21 protein-coding genes are annotated in these 25,647 nt (G+C 62.1%); 13 read left to right on the top strand and 8 right to left on the bottom strand.

Features of this window, described 5'->3' with window-relative positions; all coding sequences use genetic code 11:
* Positions 1-21: 21 nt before the first annotated feature.
* From AC1DLV_RS27005 to AC1DLV_RS26995, 3 genes are read right to left on the bottom strand one after another with little or no spacing between them, the layout of a single operon-like run.
* Complete coding sequence (locus AC1DLV_RS27005) at positions 22-1,416, bottom strand: FGGY family carbohydrate kinase (protein WP_476803157.1); 1,395 nt, start codon at positions 1,414-1,416, stop codon at positions 22-24.
* The gene (locus AC1DLV_RS27000; protein ID WP_476803116.1) at positions 1,416-2,642 is read right to left on the bottom strand and encodes an NAD(P)/FAD-dependent oxidoreductase; all 1,227 of its coding nucleotides are present in this window, start codon (positions 2,640-2,642) and stop codon (positions 1,416-1,418) included. Before AC1DLV_RS27000 ends, AC1DLV_RS27005 begins: the two co-directional genes overlap by 1 nt.
* Positions 2,639-4,042 carry an FAD-dependent oxidoreductase gene (locus tag AC1DLV_RS26995; protein ID WP_476803115.1) on the bottom strand — a complete coding sequence of 468 codons (1,404 nt, stop codon included), beginning with the start codon at positions 4,040-4,042 and terminating at the stop codon, positions 2,639-2,641. The genes AC1DLV_RS27000 and AC1DLV_RS26995 overlap by 4 nt, the downstream gene beginning before the upstream one ends.
* A 260-nt stretch (positions 4,043-4,302) precedes the next feature.
* Here AC1DLV_RS26995 and AC1DLV_RS26990 point away from each other — a divergent pair, with 260 nt between their 5' ends.
* Entirely contained in the window at positions 4,303-5,073 is a 771-nt protein-coding gene (locus AC1DLV_RS26990; protein ID WP_476803114.1) for a DeoR/GlpR family DNA-binding transcription regulator, read from the top strand.
* Positions 5,074-5,347: 274 nt separating this feature from the next.
* On the opposite strand, the gene AC1DLV_RS26985 is transcribed toward AC1DLV_RS26990, so the two are convergent.
* A complete protein-coding gene (locus tag AC1DLV_RS26985; RefSeq protein WP_476803113.1) occupies positions 5,348-5,527 on the bottom strand; it encodes a hypothetical protein in 180 nt (59 codons plus the stop codon).
* A 98-nt stretch (positions 5,528-5,625) separates the two neighbouring features.
* Here AC1DLV_RS26985 and hemA point away from each other — a divergent pair, with 98 nt between their 5' ends.
* From hemA to AC1DLV_RS26970, 3 genes are all read left to right on the top strand, one after another.
* A complete protein-coding gene (gene hemA / locus AC1DLV_RS26980) occupies positions 5,626-6,849 on the top strand; it encodes a 5-aminolevulinate synthase (protein WP_476803112.1) in 1,224 nt (407 codons plus the stop codon).
* Positions 6,850-6,954: 105 nt separating this feature from the next.
* The gene (locus AC1DLV_RS26975; RefSeq protein ID WP_476803111.1) at positions 6,955-7,410 is read left to right on the top strand and encodes a DUF934 domain-containing protein; all 456 of its coding nucleotides are present in this window, start codon (positions 6,955-6,957) and stop codon (positions 7,408-7,410) included.
* Entirely contained in the window at positions 7,410-8,960 is a 1,551-nt protein-coding gene (locus AC1DLV_RS26970) for an MFS transporter (protein WP_476803110.1), read from the top strand. Before AC1DLV_RS26975 ends, AC1DLV_RS26970 begins: the two co-directional genes overlap by 1 nt.
* Before the next feature lie 7 nt (positions 8,961-8,967).
* On the opposite strand, the gene dapA is transcribed toward AC1DLV_RS26970, so the two are convergent.
* A complete protein-coding gene (dapA, locus tag AC1DLV_RS26965) occupies positions 8,968-9,891 on the bottom strand; it encodes a 4-hydroxy-tetrahydrodipicolinate synthase (protein ID WP_476803109.1) in 924 nt (307 codons plus the stop codon).
* Positions 9,892-10,239: 348 nt separating this feature from the next.
* On the opposite strand from dapA, the gene ccoN reads away from it, so the two are divergent.
* The 9 genes from ccoN (at position 10,240) to AC1DLV_RS26920 (ending at position 18,213) form a co-directional block, all read left to right on the top strand.
* Positions 10,240-11,700 (top strand): cytochrome-c oxidase, cbb3-type subunit I, encoded by a 1,461-nt coding sequence (gene ccoN / locus AC1DLV_RS26960; protein ID WP_476803108.1) that lies wholly within the window; start codon positions 10,240-10,242, stop codon positions 11,698-11,700.
* A 13-nt stretch (positions 11,701-11,713) separates the two neighbouring features.
* A complete protein-coding gene (gene ccoO / locus AC1DLV_RS26955; protein ID WP_476803107.1) occupies positions 11,714-12,454 on the top strand; it encodes a cytochrome-c oxidase, cbb3-type subunit II in 741 nt (246 codons plus the stop codon).
* A gap of 3 nt (positions 12,455-12,457) precedes the next feature.
* Complete coding sequence (locus tag AC1DLV_RS26950; protein WP_476803106.1) at positions 12,458-12,616, top strand: cbb3-type cytochrome oxidase subunit 3; 159 nt, start codon at positions 12,458-12,460, stop codon at positions 12,614-12,616.
* Entirely contained in the window at positions 12,613-13,482 is an 870-nt protein-coding gene (ccoP, locus tag AC1DLV_RS26945) for a cytochrome-c oxidase, cbb3-type subunit III (RefSeq protein ID WP_476803105.1), read from the top strand. The genes AC1DLV_RS26950 and ccoP overlap by 4 nt, the downstream gene beginning before the upstream one ends.
* Complete coding sequence (gene ccoG / locus AC1DLV_RS26940; protein ID WP_476803104.1) at positions 13,482-14,921, top strand: cytochrome c oxidase accessory protein CcoG; 1,440 nt, start codon at positions 13,482-13,484, stop codon at positions 14,919-14,921. The genes ccoP and ccoG overlap by 1 nt, the downstream gene beginning before the upstream one ends.
* Positions 14,918-15,418, top strand: coding sequence for a FixH family protein (locus AC1DLV_RS26935; protein WP_476803103.1), 501 nt, complete (start codon positions 14,918-14,920; stop codon positions 15,416-15,418). Before ccoG ends, AC1DLV_RS26935 begins: the two co-directional genes overlap by 4 nt.
* A 95-nt stretch (positions 15,419-15,513) precedes the next feature.
* A complete protein-coding gene (locus tag AC1DLV_RS26930) occupies positions 15,514-17,634 on the top strand; it encodes a heavy metal translocating P-type ATPase (RefSeq protein ID WP_476803102.1) in 2,121 nt (706 codons plus the stop codon).
* A complete protein-coding gene (gene ccoS, locus AC1DLV_RS26925; RefSeq protein ID WP_476803101.1) occupies positions 17,635-17,784 on the top strand; it encodes a cbb3-type cytochrome oxidase assembly protein CcoS in 150 nt (49 codons plus the stop codon).
* Positions 17,785-17,790: 6 nt separating this feature from the next.
* Positions 17,791-18,213 (top strand): hypothetical protein, encoded by a 423-nt coding sequence (locus AC1DLV_RS26920; RefSeq protein ID WP_476803100.1) that lies wholly within the window; start codon positions 17,791-17,793, stop codon positions 18,211-18,213.
* Between the two features lie 274 nt (positions 18,214-18,487).
* Here AC1DLV_RS26920 and AC1DLV_RS26915 read toward each other — a convergent pair whose 3' ends face one another.
* From AC1DLV_RS26915 to AC1DLV_RS26905, 3 genes are all read right to left on the bottom strand, one after another.
* Complete coding sequence (locus AC1DLV_RS26915) at positions 18,488-20,653, bottom strand: cyclic nucleotide-binding domain-containing protein (RefSeq protein ID WP_476803099.1); 2,166 nt, start codon at positions 20,651-20,653, stop codon at positions 18,488-18,490.
* Between the two features lie 143 nt (positions 20,654-20,796).
* Entirely contained in the window at positions 20,797-22,236 is a 1,440-nt protein-coding gene (locus AC1DLV_RS26910) for an FAD-dependent oxidoreductase (RefSeq protein WP_476803098.1), read from the bottom strand.
* Positions 22,233-25,580, bottom strand: coding sequence for an adenylate/guanylate cyclase domain-containing protein (locus AC1DLV_RS26905; RefSeq protein ID WP_476803097.1), 3,348 nt, complete (start codon positions 25,578-25,580; stop codon positions 22,233-22,235). Before AC1DLV_RS26905 ends, AC1DLV_RS26910 begins: the two co-directional genes overlap by 4 nt.
* Positions 25,581-25,647: the final 67 nt, after the last annotated feature.

Below are 25,647 nucleotides of genomic sequence, written 5' to 3'. Positions count from 1 at the left end.
GTCTGTCTGAGGTTGAGGGCGTCAGTGACGCCAGGTTCGAGCCCTCTCGATGGCGCGCGCAAAGCACGCATGGTCGGCGGCGCTGACGGTGGCGTCCGGCTTGAACGTCCGCGCCGTCGTGCGCGCGCCGCTGACGTCCGCGCCGCACAATTCGGCAAGGCCCAAGGCCGTTAGCTCATGCATCGGCGGGACGGTGATCGACCGGTTGCTCGCCGAAGCGAGGAACTGGGCGAAATAGGCGCTCTGCGAAAGGCCGCCGTCGATGGAGATGCTCTTGCCGAGCGTCACGACTTGCGTGGCCGCCTCGATGAGGCCTACCGTCAGCATCGCGATGCCTTCCAGCACCGCGCGGACCATGTCCCTGCGGTCAGTCGCATGGTCCATGCCGATGAAGATCGGCGCGGCCTGCCGGTCCCAGTAGGGCGCTGCAAGGCCGGAAAGCGCCGGCACGAAAACGATGCCGCGGCTGAGCGCCGAAGGCCCCTCGAAGCTGCCGAGTTCTTCCATTGCCGCGAAGAGGCCGATGCTGCGCGCCCATTCGAGCGCCGAACCGGCATCGTAGACGCCGCCCTCGACCGCGAAGGTCGGCGCCTGTCCCTTGCGGTGCCATGCGATCGTCGGCAGGAGGTCGGAGGCCGGCGGGCGCTTGTCCCCGGTTACTGCCAGCAGGAAGGCACCGGTGCCGAATGTGATCTTGCAATCGCCGGGCCGCCGGCAATTGTGGCCGAAGAGGGCTGCCTGCTGGTCGACGATCGATACTCTGACGGGCGTCTGGCCGATCTGTCCGAACGTCTCGTCCACGGCGACGATTTCGGGCAGGCACTGCCGCGGAACGCCGTGCAGGTCGCACATCTCCTGGCTCCAGCCCCCGGTGGCTAGGTCGAGGAGACCAGTGCGCGAGGCCGTTGCTAGGTCCGTGCGGAAGGAACCGCACAGTCGGTCAAGGAAGAAGGCGTCGGTCGTACCGAGCCGCAGGCGGCCGGCAGCGAGCGCAGCCGAAACCGCCGGCACCGTCTTCACCAGCCAGGCAAGCTTGCTGGCCGAGAAATAGGGATCGAGCGGCAGGCCGGACACCTTCTTCGAACGTTCCTCCGCCACCGGCGGCAGGGCCGCGAGATCGTTCGCCGTCCGCGCGTCCTGCCAGACGATGACGGGAGACAGAGGCTTTCCGGTCCCCGCATCCCAGGCAAGGCAGCTTTCGCCCTGGTTGGAAATGCCGATCACGTCCACCGGGCCGGCGCCTTCGAGCACGGCCTGGATATTGCGCAGGAGTTCTTCCGGATCATGCTCGACCCAGCCGGGCGCAGGGTGGTGCTGTGCATGGCGGCGCGTGCCGGCGACCCTCCAGGCTCCGCCATCCTCGACGACGAGGCAGCGGGTGGACGTCGTGCCTTGATCTATGGCGGCTACCCGCATCATGATTCCTCCCTGAAACGCAAATGGACATGCTGCGCCTGCGGCGCATCCGCCGGAATGGGCACAAGCACGCGCCGCTCAGGCATCCAGGCGCCGCTGGCATGCCACACCTCGCGTCCCTCCAGTTCGAGCGAAAGGCGGCCACGGGCGCGGCGCAGGAAGCGCAGTTGGAAATTTCGGAACGCGGCCGGCAGCGAGGGCGAACGGCGCAGGATGTTCGGGACGACCAGCTTGACCGGATCGTCGAAGGTGACGGGAACCGGTGGTGCGGCCTTCGGATCCCGGCCGATATCCTCGGCGAGGGCACGTCCGATCGCGCGACCCTCGCGATAGGCCCAGCCGCCGGTCTCGACGGCGCGCAGCACGTTTCCGGCGGCAAAACATAGAGGATCGCGGGAGCGGCCGTATTGATCGACCGCCGGGCCGGCGCTTCCCGCGTCGACCCCGAGGGGGGACTGCAGGAACAGCGCCGATTCCGGCGTGAACTGCCCCGTCAGCAGGACGCCGTCGCAGGCGAGGGTTTCGACTTGGCCGCTCCGCCGGATGCTGACCGCCTCGACGCGATCTCGTCCGATGATGTCGACGATATCGGCACCGCGATGGAACGGCACGCCGACTAGCGTCGGAAACCAGCTCAATGGCGCCCGGGCGAGGGCGTGGGATCGCGGCTCGATCATTGCGACGGGCCTCCCCCCGTGAGTGAGGCAGGTCAGCACGGCCGACAGCGACACGAGTTCGGAACCGACGATCAGCGGGCGGCGGAACGGCATGAGGCCGTGGAAGGCGACATAGGACTGGAGCGTGCCCGTGGTGACGACGCCGATCGGCCGGTCGCCGGAAAGCAGCCGCGCCGAACGCGGCTTTTCGCGCGCGCCGGTCGTCACGAGGATGCGCTTGGCGCTGAGGGTCTCGACGCCACGGTCCGACGAGAGGGTCACGCCGCCGTCGTCGTCGAGCCGCACGACGGAATGGCCCGTGCGGATATCGACGCCGGCCTTGTCCGCTTCGCGCTCCAGCTTGCGGCCATAGGCGGCCCCGAAATAGACGCGCCCGAATTCCAGCATGCCGAAGGGGGAATGGCTGCAATGGCGCGTCGCGCCGCCGAGCGCGAGCTCGCGGTCGAGCAGCATGACCCGCTCGGTGCCTCGCCTGCGCATCTCGATGGCCGCAGCGACACCCGAGGGACCACCGCCGACGACGATGACATCCGCATCGAAAGCGCTCATCGGGTGCCCTCCGCTTCGCTGGCAAGCGGCGTTGCGAGCTTGCCCTTGGTCATCTCGGCAAGGTGGGCATTGCAGTAAAAGCCCTGGCAACGTCCCATGCCGGCGCGCGTGCGCCGGCGCAGGCCGCCGAAATCGCTGGGCGGGACAGGACTGTCGAAGGTCGCCTCGATCTCCCGGCGCGTGACCAGTTCGCAATGGCAGACGATCTCGCCATGGCCGGGACGCTGCCAGTCGCGCTCCCGGCACTCCGCCAGATTGGGAACGGAGACCGGCGGAATTGCGGAGGGAGACACGAAATCGTCCGCGAATTCCGAATGCAGCTTGAGCGCATGCTGTGCCAGGCCCAAGGCGGAGCTGAGGCCGGTCGAGCGGATGCCGCCGAGGGTGATCGCGCGCTTGTCGGGCCGCACGAAAACGCGGTAGCCCTTTTCCTCGCTGGCGGGACGAAGTCCGGCATAGACAGCCGTCACCGGAATGTCAGCAAGGGCAGGGACGATTTGCGCCGCCCGGCTCAAGAGCGCGTCGAGCGTCTCCGTCTCGACCGTGGCGCGCACCCGGTCTTCCTGTTCCTCCGCCGTCGGGCCGACGAGTACGTTGCCGAAGGCCGTGGGACAGACGACGATGCCCTTGGTGATTTCCGTCGGGACCGGCAGGATGATGCGGGGGACATGGCGGGCGGCCGCCTTGTCGAGCACGACGAACTGGCCCTTGCGCGGCTTGATGCGGAAGGCTGCCTCGAAGCCGAGACGCGTGTCGACGATGTCGCCATAGAGGCCTGCCGTGTTGATCACGCTGTCGGCCGCAACGTTGCCCCGCGACGTTTCCAGCAGCCAGCTTCCGTCGAACGTACCCTTGAGAAGCTCCGCGCCGCGCAGGAAAACCGCGCCGAGCGCAACGGCCTGCGTGAGATAGGCGAGCGGCGCCGACCACGGGTCTATGACATGCTCGCCCGGCACTTCAAGCGCGGCGACCAGACGGTCCGACAAGGACTGCATCGCCGCGCGGGCCTCGGCGCCCGACCGGAGCACGACGTCGGTGATGCCGTTTTCACGCGCCTGTGCGTCGATGGCCTCCAGCTTGTTGGCCTCGATGCTGTTCCAGGCGCAGACGAAGGCGGTCGTGGTGACGAGCGGCAGGTTCAGCGTGTCGCGGATCTCGAGATATTCCTGACGGCCGGCGCGGACCAGGTCGAGCTCGAGGCTGCCAGGTGGGGCGTCGAAGCCGGTGTGCAGGATCGCGCTGTTCGCCTTCGAGGCGCCGGAGAGGATGTCATTTCCCTTTTCAATAAGCACGACCTTCGCGCCGGCAAGCGCAAACCGCCGGGCGACGGCGCAGCCCACGACTCCCGCGCCGACGATCGCGATGTCGAATGATCCGCAGATGGCGGGGGGAAGGGGCACTGACATTTCTCCCGTTCGGTCAATGACTGACTAAACGGTATTTATGGTTTTACCGAATGTAAAGCCTCTGAGCGCCCGCCAGTGGGATGCGCCCCTCGCAATGTCCGGCAATTGTCTGTTTTTGGTAGGTGAGGGATAACTCACTGATTGGCCGTTCGGGCGACTTTCGGTCGTTGACTTGACCGATCGGTGCTGTACAACGGAAATCCAGCGCAAACGAGCGGCGTTGCATCTGAAAACTGCCGCCAAGAGGAGTCATCGTGAGGCCCGCGGATCGCCACGAAAAAATTGTCAGGCTTGTGCACAAGGCGGGGGAAATCAGCGTCGATGAGTTGGCCCAGACGCTCGACGCCTCCCGCGAGACCATCCGGAGAGACCTTTCTAACCTCGATGCGCTGGGTCGCCTGAAGAAGTTCCACGGTGGCGCGCGGGTCCGGTCGAACCCGTCAGTGGAGCCCTCGGTCGAGGGACCTTTCGCGTTGCGCATGGCGGAGAACATGACCGCAAAGCGGCGGATCGCCTACGCCGCCGCCCGATTGCTTGCACCGGGAGACTCGGTGTTCCTCGATACCGGGACGACGACGGTCATCCTAGCGGAAGCGCTCGTCGACCTGCCGGCGCTCGTGGTCATCACCAATTCGTGGAAGATCGCTGCTACGGTTTCGGCAAATGCCGATCACAAGGTCTATCTGCTCGGCGGCGCCTATGGGGCGGATGCGGGGGAGACACTCGGGCAGTTCGCGGTCGAACAAGTGCGGAAGTTCCGGGCTCGCCATGCCTTCCTCACCGTCGGCGCGATCAATGCGCATTCGGTCATGGATTTTGACGCCCAGGTGACGGAAGTGGCGCAGACCATGATCGAGCGGGCGGAGTCCGTCACCGTGCTCGCGGACGGTTCGAAATTCGGCAAGCACGGCATTTTCGAGGTGGCGCCGTTGTCGTCCATCGATAGGCTCGTGACGGAACAGGACCCGCCCGCTGTGATCGCCGCCGCGCTTGAAGCGAGCGGGACGGAGGTCGTAGTGGCCTAAGCGGAGCGTCGCCGGCAGCGATATCACGCCCCGCCGCTGTCCAAGTGGTCTGCTCGCGCAAATGGTCCGAATTAGTATCGCCCTGCCGAGAAGTCGGCTTTGCGCCTTGGTTCAGTCGTTCAGCTCGTTCCAGGGCGATCCTGAAAGCGGACGTCAATTGACCGACCGCCTTTGCTAGCGAGAAGAATGGCTGCAATTTCGGACGCTGGCGACGAAGCACGCTCCATCGCCAGCTGGGATATTTTTCGAGCAACGCCGGAAATTGTTGCCAACGCTATCTGACGTTGCCGGCGATCCAGTCCTGTATACGCGCCGCGATCACGTCATTTCCCTTCTCGAGAATGTACAGGTGTCCGTAACCCGGCATTTTCCAGTCGCGCCCAAGAAAGGTCATCGGCACCCCCATGACCACTTCAGGTTCACAATGCCGCATGCATTCCTCATTGAAGTGCATTCAATATCCATATATATGGATTTTGTAAGTTTATCGCTTCGGATGCCGGCTGGAACGCTAGTGGCTCGGCGTCGACTCTACCGAAAGTGGTCAAGATCATGGACTATGTCGCAAGGTTCGAGGGCCTGATTGCCGAAATGAAGCTCGATGGCCGCTATCGGACCTTCATCGAACTGGAGCGGATCGCCGGCGACTTCCCAACCGCTCGATGGCATGGACCGGACGGACAAAGCCGCCGCGTCACAGTCTGGTGCAGCAACGACTACCTAGGCATGGGGCAGCACCCCGACGTCCTCGCCGCGATGCACAAGTCAATCGACTTGTTCGGCGCGGGAACAGGTGGGACCCGCAATATCTCCGGCACAAACCGCCAGCACGTTCAGCTCGAAACAGAACTTGCCGATCTTCATGGCAAGGAGGCAGCGCTGGTCTTCACGTCCGGCTGGATCTCCAATCTCGCGGCACTTGGCACGCTTGGCAAACTCATGCCCGACTGCGCGATCTTCTCCGACGCGCTCAACCATAATTCGATGATCGAAGGCATGCGCCGGTCAGGTGCTGAACGCTTCATCTTTCGCCACAATGATGCCGCGCATCTTGATGAATTGATGAGCTCGGTTGCGCCGGAGCGTCCCAAGATCGTCGCGTTTGAAAGCGTTTACAGCATGGACGGCGATGTGGCGCCGATCGCTGCTATCTGTGACGTCGCCGACAAGTACGGCGCGATCACATATCTCGATGAAGTTCACGCCGTTGGGCTCTATGGCCCGCGTGGCGGCGGAATTGCCGAACGAGAGGGCATCGCCCACCGCTTGACCATGATCGAGGGAACCCTTGCCAAGGCATTCGGTGTCATGGGGGGCTACGTCACAGGTCCGGCGCTGCTCATGGATGTCATCCGCAGCTTCGCCGACAGCTTCATCTTCACGACATCTATTTGTCCGCACCTGGCGGCTGGCGCGCTTTCAGCGATCCAGCACCTCAAGTCCCATCCGGAAGAGCGGACAAGGCAAGAAAGCAACGTGGCGCGGCTCAAGGCGATGCTGCAGGCAGCAGACATGCCGGTTCTGGACTCTCAAAGCCACATCCTTCCGTTGATCATCGGCGACGCGCATCTGTGCCGGCGCTCCAGCGAACTACTGCTTCAAGAGCACGACATCTACGTTCAGCCGATCAACTACCCAACCGTCCCGCGTGGCCAGGAGCGGCTGCGCATCACGCCTACGCCCTATCACACCGCAGAGCACATGGACGCACTTGTCGCAGCGCTTGTTTCCATCCGCGGCAAGCTTGGCTGGATGAAAAGCGCCATGGCTGCCTGACAGGGTGCCGATCTCCGAAACCTGCAACACGGCGGCCGCCGGTGGCCGCCGGAGCAATCTACGCTGATCGTCGAGACGACGGCACTGCCTTCAAGGAAGATGTGTATGGCGCTCATCGACAGCAATGCGAACGTGATTGAGGACACATGGCTTTATCCTGACGCGAGCCATCTGCCGGCAGGAAAACCGAATTTTGTCATCCCATTCGAGATTTTCACCACCGTGGCTTTGGGATGTGAGGTCGAGCGGCCAGTCGGGATTTTGGTGACGCCTGAAATCGCGCCCGAGCATATCACCCCTTATCTCGACAAGATCGACCTGGTGGTGGTGCACTTTGCAGAACCCCGTGATGCACAGGGCTTTCGTACGGCGCGCATGTTGCGCCAAAACCATGGCTTTGGCGGTGACATCCGTGCAATTGGCCAATTGTCGCCGGACCAGCGCGAACCCCTAGCTCAAGCCGGCTTCAGTTCTATCGTTACGCCCTCGGATCATCCGCCGGAGCAATGGAGAGCCGCAACGCCCGGCACGTCCTTGCCTGGACAGGCCAACGACAGCTGATGATCGCGCGCCAGACCGACGGCAATTCACTTGCCGTGCTTCTCGTCGCTTCCGTCGGCTGCGCGATGACGGTGCTCGATACAAATATCGTCGCTATCGTCTTGCCAACCCTTGCTCGAGATCTTGGCGCGAGTTTTGCCGATGTCGAATGGGTCATCAGCGCCTATGTGCTGAGTTTTGCGTCTTTGCTCTTACCGGCCGGTGCGATTGCAGACCGGTTTGGGCGCCGGACTATCTTCCTGCTTGGAATCTCTATCTTTGCAGTGACGTCGCTGCTGTGTGGCCTTGCCCCGTCGGCTCGCGCTCTTTATGTGGCACGCGCGCTACAGGGCGCGGGAGCCGCTTTCCTGCTTGCGCCAGCACTCGCCATTATCGGCCATACCTTCCATGACGAGAAAGAACGCAACAAGGCGTGGGCGATCTGGGGTGGCATGATGGGACTGACCATGGTGCTGGCCCCCATATTGGGTGGCATCATTGGCTTTTACCTCGGTTGGCGATGGGCATTCTACGTCAACGTGCCGATCTGCATTCTGCTTGCCGCTGCTGTCGCATTGTGGGTGCCGGAATCACGAGACCGCAACGCTCGCCGTCTCGATCCTGCCGGCATCGTCTTTTTCGCAGGCGCGATGTTCGGGCTCACCTCCGGCCTCATCAACGGCCAGGCACATGGCTGGGGGACATGGCAGTCCACTGCCGGCTTTGCGGTCGGCATCGTCAGCTTCGCAATTTTCATCGCCGTGGAGACAGTCCAGCAAAGACCAATGCTTGATCTGAGCCTCTTCAGATTGCCGCGCTTTATCGGTGCGGTGCTGGCCATGTTTGCTTATGCGGCATGTGCACAGGTCATGGCATCGCTACTTCCGCTTTATCTCCAGAACGGCCTTGGGCGGCCAGCCCTTGAAGCCGGCTTCGCCATGCTGCCATTCGCGCTTGCGATGCTCGTCCTTCCCCAGATAGGCCGGTGGCTGTCTCGATTCATGTCATCGACGCAGGTACTGGTTCTTGGTCTGCTCATCGTGTGCCTGGGCAACGCCATGACCGGGCTTGGTGCGCTTCAGGGGCAGTTGCCTCTCGTCATCTTCGGCATGATCCTGCTTGGAAGTGGTGGTGGCCTGCTCAACGGCGAGACACAAAACGCGATCATGGGATCTGTTCCACGTGACCGCGCGGGCATGGCGTCTGGCATCAGCACTACCTCTCGCTTTTCGGGAATATTGCTTGGTTTCGCCATTTTGAGCGGCGTGCTGGCTACATTTGCCAGACAGCAACTCGAAATGGCCGCCAACGGCGCCATTGGTCTTCGCCCAAGCGATGCGCGGCGTTTTGCTGACGCGGTCGTAGCCGGAGATTTGCCGATGGCAACGAAACTGGTGGCGATAGAGCACCAAGACATCGCGACGCTTCTCGCGCGCCAGGCCTACAGCACTGGATTCTCCACGGCCCTGTTTGCGGCTGCCGCAATGGCGGCAATCGCGGCAGTTTCAGTGGCGCTCCTGATGCGAAATCCTCGACAGGAGCCCCAGTTGATTGGAGCTCCTCCGAACTGATGCCCGGTCAAGCTTCGTTTGGCTTTTCAGCGAGTGCAGCGTGTAGCGCTTCGCCGACAGTACATTGGTTTGAGGCCGTCAATGGAACCATAGGCAATCGATAGTTTGCATCGATCTTGCCGAGCTCTCCCAACGCCCATTTAACTGGAATAGGGTTTGTCTCGATGAACATTGCCTCGTGCAATGGAGCAATACGTCTGCTGAGGCAACGAACGGTGTTGAGATCCCCCTCATGCGCCGCCTTGCACAATGAAGCCATGAGTTCAGGAATGACGTTGGCTGTCACGGAAATATTGCCGCGCGCGCCAAAGAGCATGAGTGCCGCCGCAGTCGGATCGTCGCCGCTGTAAACCGCGAAATCATCTGGGAGGCTACGCATGAGCGAGATCCCCCGGCCGATGTCGCCAGTAGCGTCCTTCAGCGCAACGATGTTTGCGACCGCTGCCAGCCGCACCACTGTTTCGTTGCTCATGTCGGCGACCGTCCGGCCTGGGACGTTGTAAAGGATCAAGGGAATGTCGACAGCTTCGGCAATAGCCCTGAAATGCCTATACATGCCTTCTTGTGTCGGCTTGTTGTAATACGGAACAACCGAAAGTGCTGCCGTTGCACCCCACTTGCGCGCATAGCCAGTCAGCTCGATCGCTTCAGCAGTGGCGTTAGCTCCCGTTCCGGCGATGATGGGAATACGGCCGGCGGCATGTTCGACGGCGACACGAATGAGTTCGCTGTGCTCGTCCATTGATACCGTCGCGGACTCGCCCGTCGAACCCATCACAACGATGGCGTTCGTCCCAGCCTCGACGTGCCAGTCGATCAGGCTGCGGTAGCTGTTCCAGTCAATTGCCCCATCCGGCAGCATCGGCGTGACGAGAGCTGGAATGCTCCCAACCGGCATTTCGTGGAAGTAGACCGACTTTCGCGTTGGCATGTGCTTGACCTTTTTCTCAGATATTGTCGCGCAGCCCGGCGCGCCGACTTAGGGCCTCACAGGGCCTGCGTCGCCCGCCGCCAGGCGCGACCAGCGCATCGGCACGTTCGCCGTCTCGGTGACGTCTTATTGTATGGCAACTTCCAATTCTTCCCATACACAGAAACACGCATAAGCAGTGCCATTGAACGCGTATGTGACGCACAAATCGTCGCATGCACCCGGATCTATCTGGCCACATCTTCGTTTAGACGGTAAATGTCACCTGGATGATTGTATGGGCAATAACCATACATATGGAGCAATAATGTCTTTGTCCAGACACGTCCGAGCGGAGCAGAAAAGCAGATGAGCGCTGTTGCAGCCGAGGCTCGGGATATCGAACAAATCCCCAGCTATAACGAGCAGATCGTCCGCTGGTTCGCGCTGGCAACCGTCGTCTGGGCCATCTTCGGATTCGCTGCTGGCTTGTTCATCGCCCTGCAGCTGGCGTTTCCGAGCCTCAATTTCGGCGAATATGCAAGCTTCGGCCGCCTTCGCCCGCTGCATGTGTCCGGTGTGGTTTTCGCCTTCGCAGGTAACGCGCTGATCGCTACCTCGCTCTATGTCGTGCAGCGGACATGCCAGACGGGTCTATGGGGCGGGCGCCAGCTCGCGATCCTGCTTTTCTTCGGCTACCAGGCGTTTCTGGTCATCGCCTTCACCGGCTATCCGATGGGCATTACCCAGAGCAAGGAATATGCGGAGCCTGAGTGGTATGCCGATATTCTGCTGCTGGTCGTGTGGGTTGTGTATCTATGCATTTTCACCGGCACGCTGATCCGTCGCCGCGAGCCGCACATCTATGTGGCGAATTGGTTCTACCTAGCCTTCATCATCACGGTGACGGTCCTCCACGTCATCAACAATCTGTCGATGCCCGTGTCCTGGATGGGGACCAAGAGCTATTCGCTATTCGGCGGCGTGCAGGATGCATTGATCCAATGGTGGTACGGCCACAACATGATCGGCTTCTTCCTGACAGCCGGCTTCATTGGCATCATGTATTATTTCGTGCCCAAGCAAGCCGGCCGGCCGATCTATTCCTATCGGCTGTCCATCGTCCACTTCTGGGCCTTGATCTTTCTCTACATCTGGGCCGGGCCGCACCATCTGCACTACAGCGCACTGCCTGATTGGGCTCAGACGCTCGGCGTGGCGTTTTCCATCATGCTGTGGATCCCCTCCTGGGGCGGCATGATCAACGGCATCATGACGCTATCTGGAGCTTGGGGAAAGCTGCGCACCGACCCGATCCTGCGCTTCCTCGTTGTCGCTGTCGCCTTCTACGGGATGGCCACTTTCGAGGGGCCGCTAATGTCAATCAAGTCGGTCAACGCTCTCAGCCACTACACTGACTGGACTGTCGGCCACGTGCATTCGGGTGCACTCGGCTGGGTCGCATTCATGATCTTTGGAGCGGTCTATTACCTGGTTCCGCGCCTGTGGCGTACGCAGCTGTGGTCCATTCGACTGGTCGAATGGCACTTCTGGATCGCGACCATCGCGATCGTGCTCTACATCACCGCCATGTGGGTCGCAGGCATTGCCCAAGGGTTGATGTGGCGCGCCTACGACCAGTTCGGCTTCTTGCAATATTCCTTCGCCGACAGCGTCGCCATGCTGCACCCCTATTACCTCGTCCGTGCCCTTGGAGGCGCCCTCTATCTCCTGGGCGGACTGCTCATGGCCTTCAACGTCTTGATGACGATCCTGCGCTCGCAAAGCCAAACACGTGCTGGCGGCCTCGTGCCGGCCACTCAACACTAAGGAGCGCGCAGCTATGGCGTCGGGTAAGAACAAGCCCTTGGGGCACGCGATCATCGAACGGTCGACGACCCTACTGTTCGTACTGACCTTCCTGGTGATTTCCATCGGCGGGCTGGTCGAAGTGGTTCCCCTGTTTCGGCTGGAGGAAACCATCAAGCCGGTGAAAGGTGTTCGCCCCTACACACCGCTCGAGCAACTCGGACGCAACATCTACACGCGGGAGGGGTGCTATACCTGCCACAGCCAACAGGTTCGACCCTTCCGTGACGAAGTCGAGCGCTACGGCCACTACTCGATCGCCGCCGAGAGCATGTACGACCACCCATTCCTGTGGGGATCGAAGCGGACTGGACCGGATCTGGCTCGTGTCGGTGGCAAATATTCGAATGCCTGGCATGTCGCTCACATGGTCAGCCCCCGCGACGTCGTGCCCGTATCGATCATGCCAGCTTACCCCTTCATGCTGAGCAGGGAGCTCGCATTCGACGACGTTTCGGATCATTTGCGAGCATTGCGCGATGTTGGCGTTCCCTATTCAGGGGCAATGATCCTCGAGGCCCCCGCCGATATCCGCGCGCAGGCTTCAGGCGAAAATGCAGAGCCGCTGCTTGCCAAATATCCCGGCGCCAAAGTCGGCGATTTCGATGGTCAGCCAGACAAGATCACCGAGATGGACGCCCTGATCGCTTATCTACAGGTACTGGGAACGATGGTCGATTTCTCCGATGTCCGCCTGGACGAGGTCGAGGAATAGGCCATGTCGCAAAACGCAATCAGCTTGTTCCTGAATAGTTGGCTCGTCGTTGCCACCGTCTTGTTCGTGGTCATCTTCTGGTGGGCCTACCGTCGTTCGGCCAGCGATCAGATGGAGCGAAACGCTCGCATTCCCTTCGACGTCGAAGGAGACGGCCAATGAGCGCCCCTGAACGCGACCCGCTGACCGGGCAACTCACCACCGGCCATGAATGGGACGGGATCAAGGAACTCAGGACCCCCATTCCAAACTGGTGGATCATCACCTTCGTCGTGACCTGGGTGTTCGCCATCGGATACCTTGTCTTGTATCCGTCGTTTGCCACGACGCGCGATTTTGCGCCCGGCACGCTCGGCTGGTCGAGCCGTGGCCAGCTTGATCAGGCGATCAACGCAGCCCATGCCGCGCAAGCGGAATGGCGGACACAGCTGATTGCGACACCGCTCGACAAGATCGAAGCCGACGACCAGCTCAGACGGTTCGCGGTAGCCGGCGGCCTGGCGGCCTTCAACGAGAATTGCGCGGCGTGTCATGGGGTCGGTGCTGGAGGTCAGATTGGACAGTTCCCGGCACTGGTCGATGACGACTGGCTGTGGGGCGGTACTATTACCGACATCTACCAGACCATCCAGCATGGCATACGCGATGCCAACCCGGACTCACGCCAGAGCGAAATGCCGGCTTTCGGAGACATATTGTCCGCCGAAGAAATTGCCGCGACCGCCGACTTCGTCCTGAGCCTGGCGCACGAGTCACAGAGCCAAACCCGATCAAGCCTGCCGGGCGCAACAATCTTTGCCGACAACTGTGCGTCCTGTCATGGCGATCAAGGGCAGGGCATGCGGGAGTTGGGCGCACCAAAGCTCAACGATGCCATCTGGCTCTACGGCGGCAGCAAGGATGCCATCGTCCGGCAGATCGCAGCCCCGCGCATGGGTGAAATGCCCTCATGGGGCCAGCGGCTCGACGATGTCACGGTCCGCATGCTTGCGGTCTACGTCCACACCTTGGGTGGAGGCGAACGCTGATGACGACCACGATCGCAATCGACAGGAGAACAGTCACCCGCCTGTCTCTGCCGCAAAAGGTCCGGGGCCGCTATCGGACAATCAAGACGGTGGTCGCCGCGATCCTGCTGACGTTTTTCTTCGTGACGCCTTTGCTACGCTGGGATCGCGGTGCGCACCTACCTGACCAAGCGGTATTGTTTGATCTCAGCGGCCGGCGGCTGTTTATCTTCGGCCTGGAATTTTGGCCTCAGGACCTTCCAATTGCCGTTGGCGCGCTGATCCTGGGGGCTTTCGGCTTGTTTTATGCGACCACCCTTGCCGGACGCGTCTGGTGTGGTTTCACATGCCCGCAAACCGTCTGGACTGATCTCTTTTATGGCGTCGACCGCCTCACTGAACGGCTTGTTGGCCGCGGCAGCATCGCATCGAAGGTACTGCGCAACTTCATCTGGGTCACCATCGCCGTTCTGACCGGCGTCGGCTTTGCAGCCTACTTCAACGATGCGCTTACGTTTCCGATCGCGCTGGTGACCGGCACGGCTCCGGTCGGAGCCTATGTCACGATAGGCGTCCTGACGCTGACAACATGGTTGCTGGCTGGCTATGCCCGCGAGCGCGTGTGCCTGCATATGTGCCCATGGCCCCGCTTCCAGGCAGCCTTGCTCGATCGCGACAGCCTCGTGGTGACCTACCAAAAGTGGCGCGGAGAACCGCGTGGCAAGAAGAAGGCGCCTATCCGCACCGATTTGCTTGGCCTTTCGTCGCTCGTGCGGGAGGAAGGGGCGTTTGACGGCGGACGTGGCGACTGCATTGACTGCTATCGCTGTGTCAGCGTCTGCCCGACAGGCGTCGATATCCGCGAAGGCCTGCAGATGGGCTGTATCGGGTGTGGGCTCTGCATCGATGCCTGCGACGAGATCATGACAAAGGTTGACAGGCCGAAGGGGCTCATCCGCTTCGATGTCGAAGGCTCGGAAGCAAGGCGCGGCATCAAGCAGCCGGGGATGAATCTGTTGCGGCCAAAATCAATCCTCTACGCCCTGTTCTGCCTGATTGCGCTGGGCGGCATGGCCTATGGCATCACATCGATGGCCAACGTCATGGTCGAGGTCGAGCCTCAGCGCAATCCGCCATTCATCCAGCTCTCCGACGGCGCTGTTCGCAACGACTACACGCTGCGTCTGGCCCACCGCCTCGGCTCGCTCGACCGTGTGAAAATATCAAGCAGCGGCATACCCGGCGCCGTGCTGAGATTGGGCTCCACCGACGATGCCGGCCTGACTGATATCGAGGCGACCATCGGTGAGGCGAGACAGCTCAGCGACAGGCTTTTCGTCGTCGTGCCCGCAGGGCATGTCCCGGCCGGCCGCACGCCATTGCACATCACCTTCTCGGATCCCGTTGCCGGCACCGAGCTTGGCAAGGTCGACACCTATTTCTGGGGGCCTGGCCAGTGACAGCTCCATCGCCGGCCCCCAATCCTCGCAAGGATCTCTGGATTCCGGCGATCTTTATCGGCTTCTTTGTCTGTCTGGCCGGTGTCGAAGCATGGTTCGTTACCATTGCTCACACCACCTTCAGCGGGGTCGTCACCGACAACGCCTACTCCATCGGCCTTGCCTATGACGACGTCCTCGCACAGCGCGAAGCCGAAAAGCGCTTGGGGTGGTCGTCCTCGCTGCAATTCGATCGTGGCGATGGCCTGTCCGGGCGGCTCACTCTTGTCGCGAAAGATGCACAGGGCCGGCCGCTGACGGGATTGGCCGTGCACGCCACAGCTGAACGCATGTCGCGATTTCCGCAAATCCTTGCGGTGGTATTCAGCGAGACTTCTCCCGGCCAATACAGCGCACCACTGGACGTGCCTTTGGCTGGTCGCTGGTTCGTCCGCACGAAGCTCGAAAAAGACAACAAGGCCACCCTGAGCATCAACGAGGTCGACATCGACCCATGACGCTGGCTCTCGCACTCCGAAGCGCGCCCGTACCTGCATCGCCTTCTACTTCGGTACTCACTGCCTTCGTCGAATCCGAAGGTGGCGAGCACCGTTTGAGCCTCCTCGTCGACGGCGTTCATTGCGCTCGATGCATCCACAAAATCGAAACCCGGCTCAAGGCCGACCCATCGGTCGTCGAAGCCAGGGTCAATCTCAGCCTTCGCCGGCTGACCATCGGGTGGAAGGGAAAGCCGGACGACGCTGAGCGGATCGGAGCGGCTGTCGAAGCTCTTGGCTATGGTGTCGCGCCGTACGAAGTGGGACAGCTCACGGCATCCGACCAGCAAGCCGGAAGGGAGCTGCTGCGAAGTCTGGCGATCGCGGCATTCGCGTCATCCAATGTCATGATGCTGTCCTGGGCGGTTTGGGCTGGCCAGGCACAAGAGATGCCGTTGGCGACACAGGCACTCTTCCATTGGCTTTCCGCCATCGTTGCCGTGCCGGCCCTGATCTTCGCTGGCCGTCCATTCTATCGCTCCGCGTTCCGGGCGTTGAGATCGGGGCGGACCAACATCGACGTTCCTATCGTCGCTGGCCTGGTGCTGACCGCCGCAATCAGCATGTTCGAACTGCTGCGGGGTGGTCCGGACGTCTATTTCGACAGCGCCGCCATGCTGATGTTCGTGCTGTTGATCGGCCGTTATCTCGATTTCCGCCTACGAGCTCGATCGCGGGCCGCGGTCGAGCAGCTCGTTATGATGAAAGCCGATCATGCAACCGTACTGCATGACGACGGCCGGCTCGAAGTGCTGCCCGCCAATGCCGTTCTGCCGGGGATGTTGCTTGTTGTCGCTCCCGGAGAGGCAATGCCGGTTGACGGTTCAATCACTGACGGCCATTCGTCCATCGACGTATCGATTGTCACGGGCGAGACCTTGCCATTCCAAGCTGGACCGGGAAACGCAGTCCTTGCCGGAAGTATCAATGGCGCAGGCGCCTTGCGTATTCGTGCTACGCGCACCGTCAACACCAGCCATCTGGCGGAAATCCTGCGACTTGTGGAGCAGGCGGAACTGCAACGCGGACCAGCTGCGACGCTGGCGGACCGGGTTGCCCGCATCTGGACGCCAGTCGTCCATGGCATTGCTCTGCTGACATTCCTGGGCTGGTGGCTTGTCGCCGGCGTCTCCGTTCCACTGGCGCTGCTCTACGCCGTCAGCGTCCTCATCATCGCCTGCCCCTGTGCGATAGGACTTGCCGTCCCGACAGTGCAGGTCGTTGCGATTGGAGCCCTGCTGAAGAAGGGTATCCTCATCAAATCGGGCGATGCACTCGAACGCCTCGCCATCATTGACCAGGTTGCGTTCGACAAGACCGGCACGCTGAGCAAGGGCCGACCGGTTGTCACGGATGCTCCATCTGATCCCGCAGCCATCGGCCTGGCGATACGGCTTGCGGCTTCTAGTCAGCACCAGCTTGCGCGAGCCCTGATCGAACGGTTTGGCCCACCAGCCGAGCCGCTTGGAACGGTTGTCGAACACGGTGGCAGCGGCCTCGAAGCGGAGATAGATGGTGTTCGCGTTCGGCTGGGCAGCGCCCTGTTCTGCGATCTTGCCCCCAGCATCGGCGGCAGCGAAACCGAGGTCTGGCTGGCTCGCGAGCAGGCACAGCCGGCAAGGTTCACCTTCGATGACGCGCCGCGTTCCGATGCGCAGGCAGTCATCGAATATTGCGTGAAGCAAGGGCTTGCCCCCGCGATCTTGTCTGGCGACCGGGCGGCAGTCGTCGATCCCTTTTCTTCCTCCCTCGGCATCACCGACCGACACGCCGGGCTATTGCCAGCCGAGAAGGTAAGATTGCTCGAAGACTGGCGAGCCAGAGGTCGCCATACCCTGATGGTTGGCGACGGGCTCAACGACGCGCCAGCGCTCGCCAATGCTCACGTGTCGGCGAGCTTTGGCCACGGCGCCGCTGCCAGCCAGATAGCAGCCGATATCATCCTGCCCGCCGACCGCCTGTCGACCATCGTCTTGACCCACAAGACAGCGCGAAAGGCAGCGCGGATCATTTGGCAAAACCTTGGCTTCGCTGCTGCCTACAACGCTGTCTTGATCCCACTCGCAGTGCTGGGCCATGCCACTCCGATCATCGCGGCGCTGGCAATGTCCGCAAGCTCGATGGTGGTAACGCTCAATGCCCTGCGCGCGCGTCCGCCACGGGAGGGCGCCACCTGAATGGGCCCGCTCCTGTTTCTCATACCCGTCGCGCTGGCCCTCGGCGCCCTAGGCCTTGCTGCATTCATGTGGACCCTTTGGAATGGGCAATACGAAGATCTCGACGGCGCGGCTGAACGTATTTTTCTAGACGACGACCTACCGGAGTAAGTGACAATGACCAGAGAGAACAATAACGACGACAGGAACAAGCGTGTCGCTTTCGCCCTTGTCCTGACAACGATCATTGCGCCGATATTCGGCTGGCTCTACGCGGGCGCATGGGGCGCGTTCTGGGCGTTTTTGGCGTGGATGGTCTGCGTGACGCTTCCCCGCGCGACGGGCATTCGCCTTTTGAAATTTCTCTACGGTTTCATCTCAGCCGATCAGCTGCCGCTGACCCTGGTCAACATCACCTTGGCCATCCTTGTCGGTACGATGGCATTTGGCATCGACGTGGCATTCTACGCAGCCCTGATCGGGGTGCCTATCGTCGTGCTTACACTGATGGTTATCGCCCTTGATCCCGGTCCCGATCCCGAGGGCGAGCTCGTCCCGGTGCCGATCGATGCAAAACGGGCGAGCGAGGATGCCCAATAGCCGGTCGGACTTCGGCCGGAAGCGACGGGCGTCCCTGGCGATGGTAGCTCCTCTTCCTGCGGACCATGACCTGAAGGTCACAGGTTCAAATCCTGTCCCCGCAACCACCGATCCCTGCGATAGCAGGTCATCCATAACCCCGGCTTCCGAAAGGAAGTCGGGGTTTTTTTGTTTGCGGCAAAGCGCAGGATTGCGGCCAGGTCGCCCCGCAACACAATTTGCAGATCGCTGTAGCGGAACCGAGCGAAAGCAAACGTCGGCTTGGGGTGACAGACTAGCGGCTGACTTCGCGCAGTAGCGCTGTCGTCCGCGCTAGCCTACGGGCAAGCTGCGCGGCCGCCTCGCGAAAAATCTCGCCCGCAAGGTTGGGCTCGAGGTCAGAAAGGCGGTCCAGGTCTTCGCGCCCAATCGACCGGATCGAGCATTTCTCATCGGCCACGATGGTCGCGGTGCGCGGCGTTTGTGTCAGAAAGCCGATCTCGCCGACCAATGCGCCCGCAAGAAAGCTGGCAACCCTGATCTCATCGCCGGACGGGCCTTTGATGTGGGCCGAAAGCCTGCCGCCTTCCAGTAATATCAGCCGGTCGGATGGCGCGCCCTGGTGAAAGACCACGGCGCCGGCCGGCACCTCCTCGCTGGCAAACAGTGCGTCACCTAGCAATGCCGTCGCGCTTCCGATCAGGCTGGCAAAGGCGCTCTGGGGCTGCGGCCCCGCGAGTTCGGCGTGTTGCAGCCGGGCTTCTTCGACAATGGTCAGCGCATCGTCCAGTGTCGGCAGCCGTTCCACGCGGTCGACCAGGCCCGAAGGGCCGAGCGTTCGCATCAACGCAGGCGCAACGTTTGTCAGGATCAGCCGAACACCGGTAGTGCGACAGAGTTGTTCCAGTTTTCCGAAGTTGTAGGTCGCCGAGACATCAAGACCCTGCACCCGGCGGAAGTCGACGATCAGCACGCGGTGATCGCCCGGCGTGGCGCCGATCTGCGCGGCGATCTGGTCGAAAAGCACATGCGCCGTGCCGAAGAACAGATAACCTTGAAGCTCGTAGATCAGGGTCGCGCCACCCTGTTCCGTGAGAAGGCGCGATGCAGCGTCGGATCGCTCCGTCGTGGACAGGCGCAACGTCCCGTCCAGGCGCGAGCGGACGACGTCCAGCCGCGCGTAGTTCACCAGGAACAGCACCGAAGATGCAAGTATGCCCGTGCCGACGGCCTGAAGAAAGCCAACGCTCGCGGCGACGCCGACGATCCCCAGCAGCACCGCGAAATCCTGGGCCGGCATGCGGCGGCGTTCCACCCAAAGCCATTCATACAGGAAGTCCAGGCCGAGAAAGACCACAACCGCCGCGAAAACCCCCAGCGGCAACGCCGCCAGGACGTCCGCGCCAGCGATAAGCGCGACGCCGCAGGCCAGCGCCACGCTGGCACCGATCCAGCGCGATCCGCGGCCGACAAGCCGCCGCCCCAAGAGCGTCTCCGTCAGGATATGATAGCCGACCAGCCCTCCGCCGGCGGCGACCAGCAGGTTGGCGGCGCCCGTCACGCGCAGTTCGTGGTCCAGATCGACCGGAGTGCCGGACCCGACCTCGATCCCGGATGAGTTCAGGATCATGCCTACCAGCGCAAGTCCGACCAGTGTCAAAAGGGCCGGCGTTTCGGCCAGTATCGCGCCGTAATTGGCCCGGGTGACCACGTCGACGCTGATCATCCGCCACTCGCCGCCACCCGGGCCAAACGGCCCGAGCAGCAGCCCCATCTGTCCGGCGCTCGCCAGATCGATGCCAGCGAGCTTCAAGCCGGCGTAGAACACCGCGAAGCTGACCACCAGGACAATCGGCACGCCGAAGTCGCTCGTGTCGCGGCGTGCGACCCAGAACAGGATCAACCCCAAGAGCAGCACCGGGCCCCATCGCCAGAAGGCAGGCAGCGACAACAGTTCGCCGGCGGAAGGGGCTGCGACCATGTCCAGTCCGACGCGCAAGATGAGATAGCCGCTGGCGGCCAGGAAGCCGCCCAGCACCGGATACGGGATGAACCGGCCCAACGAGCCGAGCCGCAATGCGCCCAGTGCCAGAAAGGCTACCCCGACGAGGGCCGCCGCGATTGCCACCAGCATGGCGATCGTGGCCAGCAGCGTCTCGGTGTTGGCGGTTCCGACCCGGGCCGCGATCGTGCCCGCGCTGATCGACAAGATGACCGCTGTCACATCCTGAGGTTGGCAGATAATGCCGCGAAAGGACGACCCAAACGCACCTGCAAGCCCTAGAACAAGCCCACCGAACAGGCCCATTCCGACACCCTGGCTGAGGTATGGGGCGAGCGGACCGGAAAACACGATGGTCGAGAACGAGATCGTGCTGACGATGGCCAGCGGTGCCATGATCAGGGCGGCTATGGCCAGGCGCAGGGAACCGGTGCGGTCGGCGGCTGATTGCGTTGTCATTGCCGTCTTTGCGCCTCACTTCTGCACGGTGACATGCCCCGATGCCGATCCTCTGTCGGCATCGGGGCGGATTGCATGGCCAAAGGGTGTGTGTGCACCCCAAGCAAACGAGCATCCGAATGGGCGCGATGCACCCGTTCCCGTCAGGATGACGCTGTTCTCGACAGCCGGTTCCGCACGAGATCGCCCCAATGGGGGAGGGCCTGTGGCGCAGGCTGTCCGGTCTGGATGTGTGCAAGGATCTGGCTTGCGATGTCCATGCCTTGTATCCAGCACTCCTCGTGCAGGCCGGATCCGTGCGTCCAGCCGCCGGCAAAATATAGGTTGTCCTGCCCCTGCATCGGGACAATGGCGGCCTGCGCCTGCATGCAGGCAAAATCAAAGACGTTGTGGTGCAGATAGGCCATCGCCGGGTTTCCGGCGGTGTCCTTGAGCACCATGTCCGCGCGAATTGGCAAGTGCGGGTTCACCGAGACGAAGAACTGCGGCAGGCCGAACTTGTCGTATTCGGGATTGGCGGCGTCATTCTGGTGGCGGTTGGCGACGTAGTTGATGACATAGGGGTGCATCGCCACGGAGCCGGGTTCGTGAATGACGATGTTGTATGTGCACCAGGCATTCTGGTCGACGGGCAGCAGCCGGTTGTCGACATGGGCAACACTGACGGCGGATTCATAGCTGATCTGCGCCAGGATATTGGCAACCTGCGGCGGCAGATCGTGCATCAGGCGCAGCGCGTCATTGGCGTGGGTGGCCAGGACGACAAGGTCGACATCGACCGTCTTGGAGCCGTTGGCGTCCTTGACAGTCCAGCCCGCCCCGTTGCGCGAAACGCTCGCCTGAAAACCTGTGACCATGGGCACGTTCAACAGACTTTTCATGTAGGCAGTCAAAGCCGTGATCCAATGGCTCGAGCCATTGACGAAATAATTCCGCTGGGCTGCTTTGCCGCCGGCACCTTCCTGGATCTGGTAGTAATGCATCACCGCATAGAAGGGCATCTGGCGCGGGCCCAGTTCGGACGAGGTGAAATACATGCCGTTGACACGCGGGTAGATAACCCAGGGGCCAAGCCGCGGGTCCCAGCCGAGTACCGCCGACTTTTCGTCGATGTACTTCTCAAGCGTGTAATTGTGGTACTTGGGATCGCTCACATCCTTGCCTGCGGTCACCATGAAGCTGTCCACGGTCTTCTTCAGCACCGGATCAATGCCCGTTCCCCACCAGGGGGTGGCATTGTCGGTGAAAAACAGGGACCCATCGCCGGTGTAGTAACTCGTCGTGTCTTCGAGCGGTTTGTAGTCGATCCCGAATTTGAAATTGATGGTGTTCATCACCCTGACGATCTGGGTGTAGGCGGTCGCATTGAAATCGTTGACGCCCAGGTCGACCCAGCGGTTGACCGGTCCGTTCGGGCCGTTGCCAAAGCTGAAATTCAACGTGTCGGCATTGCCGCCGAACCGGGGCTGCGCCTCGATGACGACCAAGTCGGGGGGAGGCAGGCCCTTTGACTTGGCCTGCGCCTTCAATTCGTACGCAACGGCTAGGCCGCCGATTCCACCTCCGATAATCGCGATCCTCATGTGCTCTCCCCTTCCTTGTTGACTGTCCAGACTGCGGTTGTGCCTACTCCTGTCGATATCGTCGCGAGTGCGCGGTCTATCCCCGGCACGGCGGTGTGCAATTGCGCCGCCAGTGCCTGTTCTCTCAAGGCGCGTAGCCGCTCACCAGCGTCGCGCCCCGCGGCGGCAGCGGTGATGGCATGGGCGCGGGCAATGAAGAATTCGGACCAGGGAGTGGGTTCTTCGGCGGTATAGTCCGCCAGCAGTTCGGCATGGCGGCGCATCTCGGCCCAATCGCCGGCATTGGCATTGGCCTCCATGGCATTGCTGTAGAACTGGTAATAGTTGTGCCCTACAGCGCCGTCGCGCAGTCGTGCCTCGCCTTCGGCCAGGGCTTCGGCCCGGCGCCCGGAGTCGGACGTGGTCAGCGCGACTGTCGACAGCAGCCAGGGACCGATGAACGCCATGGCATCGAGGTCGCGCAGTTGCGCGAGCGCTTCTTCAGCGACATCTTCGGCCTCGTTCCGGCGGCCTTCGATATGTCGGATACGCGCGACGGTTTCCTTCAGAAATGGCTCGAAGCGCCGTACGCCCAACTGCGCGGCCACCGTAAGGCCGTGGTCCACTTGCGACTGGGCCGCTGCGGCATCACCCATCGAAACCAGAACCCAGCCCGCTGTCAGCCGCGAGACGATTTCGGCGCGCGCGAGCCCCACCCGCTGCGCCAACCTTGCGGAGGCCAGTGCTTCGGCAAGCGCGCTTTCGGTATCGTTCATGTAGATTTTCACCGTCGCCAGCATGAAACGATTGGCGGCTTCAACGGCGCCAAGATGGTGTTCCTCGCACAATGCCAGGCATCGCTGGATCACGGTGTGGGCGGTGAACATGCGACCTCGAGCATAATGAGCGTCGCCCAGCCCGCTCAGGGCAAGCGCCCGACGTTCAGCGTTGCCCGCCCGTTCGGCATAATTCAGCGACAACCCATGTTCGCGCAGGCACCCGTCGAGTTGGCCGCGTGGGAAATGGAGGCTACCGCGGAAATAGTGGATCTCGCTGAGCTCGGGTGCCAGGTCGGCGGCTGCGGCAATGGCCTCGGTTTCGTCCAGCAAGGCAAAGGCGTCGTCGATCCGATCCAGTATCCGCATCGCAGAAATGATCCCAATGCGCGAGCGGCATTGATCGACTGGTTTGAGGGCGATGGCACTGGCTGCTTCGAAGGCGGCGATCGCATCGGTGGCGCGACCGAGATCCCGCAGCATGTCGCCCTTCAATCGCAAGAGGTCGCCGCGCACCGCGTCCTGGGCGGCGGCCAACGCCAGTCCACGTTCGGCGAGTTCCAGCGCGGCATCCTTGCGATGGGCAGCCAGTGCGTCCCGTGCAGCGGCAAGGAAGGCGGCGGCGGCGCCTTCGTCGCTTGCGGCCGCGAGATGTTCGGCATGGCGCAGCGCATCGATGGGGCGAAACCACTCTGCCGCCCGCCTGTGCTGCGCGCGCAGATCATCACGCAGCATCGTGCGCAAGACCGCGTCGCGGATCAGCGCATGGGCGAACAAATAGATGTCATTGTGGGCGCGGATGAGCGAGGCATCGATCAGCGGACGTTCATCGTAGACCTCGATCCGCCCAACCGTCATGACCTCTGCCATGGAAAACCGCTGGCCCAGAATGGCAGCGGCTTCCAGCACCTTGCGATCCATAGGCGACAGCCGGTCAAGCCGTGACTGGATGATGCTTTGGATCGAGCCGGGCAGCGTATCGCCGCCCTGTTCGTGGGCGTGGCGCAAGAGTTGATCCAGATACAAGGGATTGCCTTCGGCACGGGCAACGCATTCGCGCATCACAGCCTCTGATGGCCGGTGCGTTGCGCTAGCCAGGCGGTATGCGTCCTCAGTGCTGAGCGGAGCAAGGTCGATGCGGGGCAGCGTTGCCCCGCCCGCGTCCGCGCACCAATCGTCATCCAGGGGATAGCCTTCCGGTCGCGCGCTCATCAATAGCAAGATGGGCGCATCGGCAGTGACTGCGGCGACCTCTGCAAGCTCCTTCAGCGTCGTGCGGTCGGCCCAGTGAATATCCTCGACGATCAACAGCAGCGGCCCGGCCGCCGCCACTCCGCGCAGCACCTGCCCCAGCATCGCGCGCAAGCCTTCCCTTCGCGCAGCATCGCTCATGGCGTCGTGGATCTGCCGCGCCTCTCGATCAAGCGGGGCGCCAAGCACGATGGTGAGGAACATGGCCGCCGTCTCGTCAATCGTTCCCAGGGACTTTTGCTGGAGAACGACAGATCGCACCGCCGATGCCTCGGCCCGTTCGCTGAGACCAAAAAGATTGCCCAGCAGAAGCGGCACCGGGCTTTGCGCATCGCTCACGCCAAAATCAAGCACGAGCGCCTTGTGGACCTGAAACAGCCGATCTGCGGCGATCCGGGCAAACTCTTCGATCAGGCGCGACTTGCCCAAGCCTGCCTCGGCGACCAGGGCGATTGCGCCACCCCTTGCCGATGCCTGGCAATCGGTCAAGGTTCGGGCGAACTGCGCGATCTCTTCGGCGCGGCCGATCAGCGGATGATCGGTCGCGCTGTCGCGAAAGCCGATCAGCCGATAGACCTCGATCCGCTGATCGAAACCTTTGACGGTGACACTTTCGCGTGGCTCGGATTCGATCCGGTCATCGAGGGCCTGATGAATCAGCCGGGTGATCAGCGTCTCGGTGTCCCTTGCCTCATTGGCCAGCCGGGAGGCCAGGTTGACCGAGTCGCCTGTCAGGGTGAACTCCCGGTCTTTCAGCGTCCCCATCCCCTGGGACGAAAACATCACATTTCCGGCCGCGACGCCGATATGGACACTCAGCTGGCGCCCAAAACGGAACGAAATCTCCGTCATGGCGCGATGCATCTCCAGCGCAGCGCGCAGCGCGCGTTCGGCATCGTTGCCAAAGGAGATCGGTGCGCCGAAAACCGCCATGACGCAGTCGCCGATATGACGGTCCACCGTGCCACCCAAGCGCCTGACAATGGCATCGAACCGATCGTAGAATTCGCCCAGCAAGGAGTGCATATCCTCAGTGTCCAACTCCTGCGAGAGCTTGGTGTAGCCGGTCAGATCGGCAAAAACGGTGGTGACCTCACGCCTTTTCGCGCTTGTGGCCGACCCTTCGCCCGGCCGGAGCGGGGCAAGGGGCTGCGCTTTTGGCCGTTCTGCGATGGCAGCTAGTATCTTCTTGCGGTGGCCAAGCGACGAGACTCCGATTTCGCGCAGGTCGTCGGCGGTCAGGTCCGCCAACATGGAGTCGTCGACATGGTTTTCTTCAAATAGCGCGCGATATTGCGCGAAACCCAGGTCGGCGAGAATCTCGTCCAGGGCCGACATTCGAGTGTTCCGCTCCAATCCAGTGCCACGTGGCCACCGCAACGGCGCGGCAAGATGTGGCGTCAAT

The organism is Aminobacter sp. 01T433 (genome assembly GCF_056398585.1).
The sequence above is the reverse complement of the archived record's forward strand: the minus strand, read 5'-3'. Positions and strand labels throughout refer to the sequence as shown.